The following is a 9,144-nucleotide window of genomic DNA, read 5'->3' on the forward strand; positions in this document are numbered from 1 at the left end:
TTTGGGAGCGGAAGCGGCCTGAGTGATTTGCTTAAAAGTGTGAAGTTTTTGACCATTACGGTTTTTTCGCCCACTTGTGTATTAAACAACTCTCCTTCAATGCCAATGAAATCACCAATATCCAAGAGTTTTTTATAGACTTCATTATAAAGTGTTTTGTCCTCTCCGGTGCAAATCTCATCGCGGTTAAAATACACCTGAATGCGGCCTTCAGCGTCCTGCAATTCGGCAAAAGAGGCTTTTCCCTGAATCCTACGGGACATCAAACGGCCGGCAATCACTACTTTTTTCCCTTCTATGAAGTTTTCTTTGAGTTGCTTGGTTGTGTGATTGACGGGGTATAAATCAGCCGGATAGGGGTTGATGTTTAACGCCCTCAACTGATTGAGTTTTTCTCTGCGTACGATTTCCTGTTCTGAAAGTTGCATAGTGTATGTGCTTATTTTAGAGTGGGCAAAGATACGTTTTTGTTAAAATAATTTGTAACTTTTGGTTTGATATGTCAACCTATTGTACAATTTAAATCCTATTTTTGATTATAAGATTCCATCAACAAAACGAAAATATAATATATGAGTATTTGGAGAGTTATTTTAGCAATTATATTTCCGCCACTTTCAGTAATTGATAAAGGATGTGGCTCTATAGTTATAGTTTTAATACTAACTGTATTGGGGTGGGTTCCCGGGGTGATTGCTGCCTTGATTATTTTAAATAACCCTAAAAATTAATTCTTTATGAGAGTTCTACTTACAATAATTTCTGTTTGTTTTCTGTTCGTTTTTACTTCCTGTGAATTTTCAGAAACTATGGTTTTAAACGCTGATGGTAGTGGTGAAATGAAAATTCAAATGGACGCTTCAGAAATGATAGCCATGATCTCATCATTGGGTGACGACGAATTAAAGGGTATGGAAGAGCGTGTTGATACAACCTTCTATTTTGTTGATATCTTCAAAAAGAGTAGGGATAGTATCGCCAAACTACCTCTTGAGCAACAGGAAAGACTCAAAAAACTTGAACCTTATGGTGTTCACATCAAGATGGATGCTGAAAAAAGAGAAATGGTCTATGATATTTTTCTCAATTTTAATGATATTTCTGAAGCAAATGATATGTTTAAGGTATTCAACCAAATTAGTAATACAGGGACGAAAACTGTAAAATCCAATGAAGGGTTTCCCGATCAGGAAAGTATTAAAGTGCATTACAGTTACCAAAATAATATTTTTAAACGCAATGCATTTATAGCTGATAAAGCCCTCCACCAACAGGAGTTGGATAGCCTGAAAAATACGGAAATGATGATGGGAGGAACGGTTTATAAACTTAAATACACTTTTCCTAATACAATAAAATCTGTTTCAAAAACTGAAGCAACCTTAAGTCACGACAAAAAAACTGTTTTTCTTGAAGCCAATTATTTTGATTATTTCAGAAACCCTGATTTGTTGAGTGTTGAAGTAGTGTTGGATTAAATTTAACTTAAAAATAAGGAATGCTTTTGCAGGAGTGGTTATTTTTGTAGTACTTTATTTCATAATTATTAAAATATTTTAAAATTGAAAGCAATCTTACTATTGTCAACAGCTATAATTTTATTCTCTTGTAAACCGTCAAAAAGCTCAGAAGAGAAGGCTAATCAAGATGTTAATTCGATAAGCTCTGTATGTGCAGAGGAAGGTGAATGTACTTTTGTGGTTCATAAGGATTCGTCCCTTACTATTTTAGAAGATACTACAGGCCAGATTTACCCTGTGATAGAACAAGGTGAAAATATTGTGATTGAGTTTACTTATGCTGTCAAAGGGCCTGAAGGAACTATGGATGGTGATTATTCAGAAACTGTACATTTTGAAATAACAGGAAGAGAAGATAAGTTAAACTTAACCAATGAGGAACTAGGAAATATTAAATTATTATTTGGTAAACATTGTTTTTGTAAAGGTGAGGCTGGCTACTATATGGTGGAAGAAGGTGAAATTTTATTAGAAAACAAAAAAGACAGCTTATTTTTAAATTTAAATTTGGTGTTAAATAAAGTATCACATAAAGTAAATAATATTACGCATAGATTTAAAATTTGATTTTATAAATGCGTTAAATAAAAAATCGCCTAAAAGTAACTTTTAGGCGATTTTGTTTTATGTGAAAAATAATCTTTAAATTATTTTTTGATAAGTTTTTTCGAAGTTTTATATTCCCCATTTGTTACTGAGATAAAATACAAACCATTACCTAAATTTGAGTAATCTAAAGCAGTACTGAAATTTGCTGAGTTATTTTCAAACACATTATTTTCGATTAACCTACCACTTATATCATAAAGTGTAATTTCGATTTTATCATCTGTTGCTGGAATAAAGCTTAGATTAAAAATTCCAGTGGAAGGGTTTGGCCAAAGTGAGAAATCAGTAAAACTAAAGTCTTCATTACTTAATTGGTCTGTGATTTCAATATTTCTTCTATTTACATTATAGAAAATATTATTTGAACAAACTACCATAATTCTGGCTTGAGTAGTCAGTATATTAGGAACTGTTATTACATGACTTCCATTGTTAGGTGTGTTAGATGCCAATACAATTGGAAATGTTAGTCCACCATCAGTTGATAATAAAATGTCAACATTTGCACAATTAACTGGTGATTGGTCGGTATTTGCAACATCCCAAGTGATTGTTTGACTGGTATTGGTTGTCCATTGTTGGCCTATTGTATTCTGTGAAGTAACGACAAAAGGGCCAGCATTAGCTGTTACTGAAACTGCCATATTATCACTAGCTGTACTTGAACCGCCTATATGATTATCTCTAACAGTAAATCTAAAAGACATTGTTCTTGATACTGAAGGCACTACCTCCCAAGTTGTTTGAGTATTGCCATTTAACACTGTTTGAATAGCAGGCATATACCTGTCACTAGATTCTGAAGGAAGTAAAGACCGAAACATTGGACCGACTGAATTTGTAGGCTGCGGTGGCATTACCCCAATTTGGGGATTCATTTGTTCCCAAGTATATGTTAGTTCGCCTAACGGAGTGTCTGGGTCAGTTGCAACTCCTTTAAGCACAAATGGAGTAGACGCTGGTATTGTGCGATTTGGCCCGGCATCAGCTGTGGGAGGATCATTGTTTGTGTTGCTTTGAACAGCACATTGGCTACTTCCATTAATGATATTAACCCACATTTGCTGAATACTTATTGCATGAAAATAGTCATCACTAAAAAACTGCACATTTGGAGCACAGATACCCGCATAGCCCATAATTGTTGAAGCACTTCCAGGCTCCATTGAAGATGAAGTTGAACGTTGGCAATTGTTATTTTGCGTGTGCCCTGCACCATATTGATGACCCATTTCATGAGCAACAAAGTCAATATTAAAACTATCACCTATTGGTTGAGGTAATCCGGTTACCCCTCTAGCCTTATTGCTTGTACAGGGTGAATTGAGCATTGCAATTCCACCTCCACCAGTACTAAACACATGGCCGATATCATAATTAGCAAAACCTATATTGGTATCAATGACGCCTTGAACCTCATTTAGTAAAACACCTCCATTATTATTACCGGTAAATGGTTGTGTTGCTGTGTCTAAAAATATAATATCGGTATTGGTTGGTATGATTTCCATGGTTAAAGATAGATCCCTTTCAAAAAGACCATTGACTCTAGTCATAGTAACATTCATTGCTGAGAGTACGGCTGCTTTTTTTACAGCATCAGTAGCACCTCCGGGAACACCTTGATTGTTTAAATGAAAGATAGAATATTGAGCTGTGCAAGCTAATGCCAAGCGAAATGTCCTAAGTATTCCATCGTCAGCATTTAAAACTTGATTCTCATTATTATTACTGTCAATTTCAATAGGGCGATTTTCAAAGTCTTCAGTATGACAAACAAAAGTTTGAACATCTATTGGTAAGTCCATACGGGAATAAGTGATATATTGTTCTTTGTCTTGGGTAAATGGATCAATATATACAGTAGAATGTTTACCTGACGAAATAGCAACGTGTAACCCAATCTGAGAGTGACTAAACCTTGCAATGGCCGTGGGGTCATCAATTCCTTTTGCTACAAAAGATCGAATTGTAGGAAACGTTTTTTGAAGTTCATCCGCAAAGATTGAAGCCTCAAAGACTCTGAAGTTTGAAAATGCCCCATCAATATTTGGTAAAGAAATTACAACATCAGAATTATTTGAAGCTTTTCTGTTTGGCGCTTTTTCCAATATTGATAATAGTAAATCTTCATTTAATGTGTAAAGGGAGTAGTCTGTTGGCATAGAATTTCTTAATTCTTTGGCCTTATGAACAACAGCTTCTGTTGATACTGGTGTCCAAAGATCTGAATTGTTTTGTGCTGTTAAACCTATACTCAATAATAGAAATATAGGTAAAATAATATTAAAGGATTTGTTTTTCATTGTTTTGGGAATTAAGTGAAAATCTTGTGCAAGATACTTTTTTAGAAATTTAATTTAAATAAAAATTTAAAAAAATTTGTGATTTAACATATTTGAAAGGAAGTTACGTTGCAATATTTATAATTTTGAAACCTTTAAATACAATCTTAATTTGAATAAAAGAATAATTTTTAAAGATTTGGAAACAAAGGACTACAAAGAAACTTGGGACTATCAAGAAACCCTTTTTCAGTCCATAATAGATATCAAAATTAAAAACCGAAGGGAAGATGCCAATGGGGTAACCCCCAATTATTTTTTGTTTGTGGAGCATCCGCATGTGTACACCCTTGGTAAAAGCGGTGATATTAAAAACCTATTGGTTACTGAGGAACAACTGGCTCAAAAACAAGCCACATTTTACAAAATCAATCGCGGTGGAGACATTACCTATCATGGCCCCGGGCAGGTAGTGGGCTATCCCATACTCGATCTGGAAAATTTCTTTTCAGACATTCACAAATACCTGCGTTTGCTTGAGGAAATGATTATTCTTACCCTTGCCGAATACGGCATCAAGTCTGAACGATCCCCCGGAGAAACCGGTGTATGGCTGGATGTGGGTACCCCGTTTGCCAGAAAAATTTGTGCGCTAGGTGTGCGTTCCAGCCGTTGGGTCACCATGCACGGATTTGCATTTAATGTGAATGCCAATCTGGGCTATTTTGACAATATCGTTCCTTGTGGAATCAAGGAAAAAGCAGTGACTTCACTCAATGTAGAATTAGGCGTAACCGAAGTTTCCATGGCTGAAGTCAAACAAAAACTTATTAAACATTTTATCGCGCTTTTTGAAGCAGAGTTAGTTTAGAGTTAATAAAGGTTAGTGGAGAGAGGTGAGTTTTTGTTCAACTATTTTCCACAAACTTAATTCACTTCATAAAGCACCACCTCTTTTTCTCCTCCTTTCACCACGCCGTTTGGTCTTCCGTTGTTGGTAGCATCCCCTAATTCCATAACTGATGTGCCGTAAACCGGAAAGTATGAAAGTAATTCGCCCAAAGAGTTGTACACATAGGTGCGTTGTTGCTGCAGGTCTGTTACGGAAATGAGGATTCTTCGGTTGCTTACAGAAATTTTTGGTGAAGTGTAAATTCCAAAAGGCAATTCCACTTTTTGGTTGTTGATTCTCAAAATATTGTCATCAAGGGTAACTTTGGTGTTGCCTGAAATCTCCCAAATTACATTTCCTGAAGACGAATTGAGTTTTTGCTTGGTCACTTTCCCGTTTTGGTCAATACTTATTTTTTCGTCTTCGGAAGTGATAAAAACAAATTGATTGTCTTCAGAATAAATCGCGCTTTCACCAAATTTGAATTTAGTATTGACGTTAATCCGGGGTTGACCGGTTCGGTGAAGGATGTTTAGTTTTCCGTTTTGCTCGGCAATAAGCAGGTAGTCCCTGTTTGAAATACGGATGTGTTTTGGCGGAAGCACTATCCTTGAGCCGGCTTTGTTAAAAGTAAATCCACTGACCCTGCGTCCGGAATTGTCATACATCAATATTTCAGCGCCCTGAGTAACCACAAAGCGGTAGTTCCTGTTGTTGTCATAATCAAAAATGGCCAAAGGCTGTGTGATGTCATCTCTGAATTTTAGCGGGAAAGGCTTCACCTCGTTGCCGTTTCTGTCAAGTATATAAAAACTATTTTTTGTTGTAAAAGCCAGTTGAATGCGTCCGTTTCTCAATAAATCCACTTCCTGAACATCACCAATAATGGCTCCGTCCAGTTGTTTACTCCATTGCACCCTTCCGTTTGAGGCAATGAGGTACAGTTTATTGGCTACATCCTGCACCACGATGTCTTTTCCTTTGGTGATGTGATTGGTAAAAAATTGTGGTCGTGAAAGTAATTCATTTTCCAATGTGATGGCAAAAAGTTGTGAAACACCGGTACCACGACTTTGGGCTCGGGTTTCACGAGCAATGCCGTTAACGTGTGCAAAATTGTTGTCATACACAAACTGAAGGGCTGCCATTCTATGACTGCCAAATTTCAAGTCGGTGATGCGCTGCTTGTTTCTTCCGGTTGCTTTTTCGGCAACATTTTTCCTGAATTCGGGCAACAAGGCCACCATCAACATTGAGCTTTCACTGCTCATATGTGCCATATGTTCTTCATAATAGGGAAGATGCCCCACTGTGGTTTCGTTGAGGTATTCAGTAATGATTTCCTGAAGGGAACTTTGGCTTTCGCCGAAAACAAAAAAGTCTTCCAACATAACACCAAATTTCGGAGTTGTATTGATTAAAGGATAAAAAGCATTTTTAAATACCGCCGAATCCTGAAGTTTTCTGATAGCAACTCCCCTAAACTCACTTACGCTTTCCAGCAATGGAGCGAGAAATTCTTCGGTGATGCTTCCGCTGATGGCGTGTAATGCCACGATTTTCTCCTTGCCTTTTGTGATGACTCCAATTTCGTTTAGCGAACTGAAAAGGCCGGGATATGAAGTTAAGGTGTCATTCTTTACCTGAAACTTTTGCAAATTGGGTTCAATCACATCATAATCATCATAAGAATAACTCACAAATCCGGAAGCCGAATTGGGGGTCACCATAGCTAATAAATTTTGTTGAGGATGCGTTCCTTTAAAAACATTCATCAACTGTGGGATGGTATCTTGCGCCAGTGCAATTCCGTTGACTTTAAAATGGCCGGGTTGAACTTCGGCATTGACGGCAATCCAGGAAGTAAATGCGGGAAGTGATTGACTTTCAGGCAATAGATTTTTGTAAGTTTCGTGGAAAAGCTTTCCGTTGATTAACAAGGAGAAATCCTGAGTACCCAAAGTATTGTATGCCCTTTCAAACTGAGAGTCAAGGGTGTGTTTTTGTTTTGAAGTATGTTGTTTTAAAATTGATTCAACTGAAACCTGAGAATTTCCGGCAATAAAAACACTGTCAATTATCGAAGTGTAAAATACTTTATTATTTAAAGTCACTTTTTGTAAGGAAATGTTTTCAAAGGAAAGTGTTTCAACGGTTTTGTTTGATAGCGAATCGAGTTGAAAAAGTTCCGGATGTTGTCTGGTTACTAAAGTAATAAAATGTGTACTGTCATTTGGTGAAGCAACACTTATTAAAACTTCGCTTTTTGGGTTTAAGTGTGTTGAAAAACCAAGATTGCTTTCAAAAAAATCATAGACGGGAAGCTTTGAAAACACAGATAAAAAACTGTTGTTTTTAAGGTCTGATGAAAGTGTTGAAAAACTGTTGCTGCGAATCACCAAAGACGAATCTTCAGGAAGATAATGAATAAGAACGCCTGCTTTTTCTTTATCTGAACTACAACTGAAAATGAACAAAAGCAGTAGTGGCAACAAAAGTTTTTTCATCGTTTGGGAATTTGATACAAATATATGGATTAGCAATGAGACGTTAATAAAGAGTTTTCATTCTAAAAAGCCAAACTCAAGTTGTCCGGGTAATAGTTTAAAACTTTTTCTGTGATAAGGGGTCACTCCATATTTTTTGATGGCTTCGCGGTGTTCGGCGGTGGGATAGCCTTTGTTTTTTTTCCAGTTGTACATCGGGTATTCTTCGTGAATTTTTTCCATAAAGGCATCCCTGTAAGTTTTTGCTAAAACAGAAGCAGCCGCAATATGAAGAAATTTAGCATCACCTTTCACCACACATTGATGGGGAATATTTTCAAAAGTCCTGAATTTGTTTCCGTCAACAGCGATAAATTGGGGTGTGGTTTTTAAACTTTCGATACTGCGGTGCATCGCAGTTATCGAAGCCTGTAAAATATTGATTTTGTCGATTTCGTCCATCATTACGTGTGTAACACTATATGCAATGGCTTGTTGTTCTATAAGCGGTTTGAGTTTATTGCGCCTCAAAAGCGAAAGTTGCTTACTGTCATTGAGCAAATTGTTGACAAAATCTTCCGGCAGGATAATGGCAGCGGCAGTAACCGGACCGGCCAGACAACCTCTTCCGGCCTCGTCTGTGCCACATTCAATGAGTTTGGGATGTATTTTTAACTGCAACATTTAAAAATTAAAAGTACGCTTTTGAGTTAAAATAAATAACTTTGCCTTTTAATCCCGGTCAATATAATCAATCGAATGAAAAAATCACTTGCGCTTTCACTGCTTTTTTTAAGTACAGCACTGCTTTTTTCACAAGATAAGGATCAGCCATCGTTTCAACAACAAACCCCAACCACAGGAGTTGCCAATGACGGCAGGAGAACAATGGGAGACACCAATGTGATTTTTGATGACGAAAAACCCCATATTTCTGAATATAAAATCATTTCCTATGAGCGGGATACCACTTATGTGGACACTACGCTAAGTATTTATAAAGATTACAGATTCAATTACCTGAGAAGTGATGATTATCACTTGATGCCCTTTGCCAATGTGGGTCAGACATATAACACCTTGGCCTATGACTTTAGCGATGTGAGACTAAAACCCCGAATGGGTGCCAGGGCCAGGCATTTTAACTATATGGAAATTGAAGACATCAGTTACTACCACGTGCCCACGCCCTTAACCGAGCTGTACTATAAAACCGCCTTTGAACAAGGCCACCAACTCGATGCTTTTTTTACCATAAATACCGCAGAAAATTTCAATTTTTCAATTGCTTACAAAGGAGTGCGCTCTTTGGGGAATTATCAAAATACACTCACCAGCACCGGAAATTTCAG

The 9,144-nt window shown here is 36.9% G+C and carries 9 protein-coding genes; 5 read left to right on the forward strand and 4 right to left on the reverse strand.

All coding sequences use genetic code 11. The features are described 5' to 3' along the window. Nucleotides 1-428: OB-fold nucleic acid binding domain-containing protein (locus AC6F75_RS11305; protein ID WP_500715124.1), on the reverse strand; the 428-nt coding region annotated here is incomplete at its 3' end. Between the two features lie 144 nt (nt 429-572). On the opposite strand from AC6F75_RS11305, the gene AC6F75_RS11310 reads away from it, so the two are divergent. From AC6F75_RS11310 to AC6F75_RS11320, 3 genes are all read left to right on the forward strand, one after another. Continuing rightward, nucleotides 573-731, forward strand: a complete 159-nt coding sequence (locus AC6F75_RS11310; protein ID WP_500715125.1) for a YqaE/Pmp3 family membrane protein — start codon at nt 573-575, stop codon at nt 729-731. A 6-nt stretch (nt 732-737) separates the two neighbouring features. Then, nucleotides 738-1,478: a hypothetical protein gene (locus AC6F75_RS11315; protein WP_500715126.1), complete on the forward strand. Its 741-nt coding sequence runs from the start codon at nt 738-740 to the stop codon at nt 1,476-1,478. 84 nt (nt 1,479-1,562) lie between these two features. Then, a complete protein-coding gene (locus tag AC6F75_RS11320) occupies nt 1,563-2,087 on the forward strand; it encodes a hypothetical protein (RefSeq protein WP_500715127.1) in 525 nt (174 codons plus the stop codon). 80 nt (nt 2,088-2,167) lie between these two features. Here the strand turns inward: AC6F75_RS11320 and AC6F75_RS11325 are convergent, their stop codons facing one another. Next, nucleotides 2,168-4,435: a reprolysin-like metallopeptidase gene (locus AC6F75_RS11325; RefSeq protein WP_500715128.1), complete on the reverse strand. Its 2,268-nt coding sequence runs from the start codon at nt 4,433-4,435 to the stop codon at nt 2,168-2,170. A 151-nt stretch (nt 4,436-4,586) separates the two neighbouring features. On the opposite strand from AC6F75_RS11325, the gene lipB reads away from it, so the two are divergent. Next, entirely contained in the window at nt 4,587-5,285 is a 699-nt protein-coding gene (gene lipB / locus AC6F75_RS11330) for a lipoyl(octanoyl) transferase LipB (protein WP_500715129.1), read from the forward strand. A 56-nt stretch (nt 5,286-5,341) separates the two neighbouring features. Here lipB and AC6F75_RS11335 read toward each other — a convergent pair whose 3' ends face one another. Both AC6F75_RS11335 and rnhB read right to left on the reverse strand, forming a co-directional pair. Continuing rightward, entirely contained in the window at nt 5,342-7,813 is a 2,472-nt protein-coding gene (locus tag AC6F75_RS11335) for a hypothetical protein (RefSeq protein ID WP_500715130.1), read from the reverse strand. A 57-nt stretch (nt 7,814-7,870) separates the two neighbouring features. Continuing rightward, a complete protein-coding gene (rnhB, locus tag AC6F75_RS11340; RefSeq protein WP_500715131.1) occupies nt 7,871-8,476 on the reverse strand; it encodes a ribonuclease HII in 606 nt (201 codons plus the stop codon). Nucleotides 8,477-8,551: 75 nt separating this feature from the next. Between rnhB and AC6F75_RS11345 the strand changes: the two genes are divergently transcribed. Further along, a partial coding sequence (locus tag AC6F75_RS11345; RefSeq protein WP_500715132.1) for a putative porin occupies nt 8,552-9,144 on the forward strand: 593 nt, incomplete at its 3' end.

The sequence above is a fragment of the Planktosalinus sp. genome, assembly GCF_059864935.1.

Excerpts from the sequence above, each read along its gene's own strand:
- AC6F75_RS11310 (WP_500715125.1), top strand. The coding sequence starts at position 573 with ATGAGTATTTGGAGAGTTATTTTAGCAATTATATTTCCGCCACTTTCA.
- AC6F75_RS11315 (WP_500715126.1), top strand. The coding sequence starts at position 738 with ATGAGAGTTCTACTTACAATAATTTCTGTTTGTTTTCTGTTCGTTTTT.
- AC6F75_RS11325 (WP_500715128.1), bottom strand. The coding sequence starts at position 4,435 with ATGAAAAACAAATCCTTTAATATTATTTTACCTATATTTCTATTATTG.
- AC6F75_RS11335 (WP_500715130.1), bottom strand. The coding sequence starts at position 7,813 with ATGAAAAAACTTTTGTTGCCACTACTGCTTTTGTTCATTTTCAGTTGT.
- rnhB (WP_500715131.1), bottom strand. The coding sequence starts at position 8,476 with ATGTTGCAGTTAAAAATACATCCCAAACTCATTGAATGTGGCACAGAC.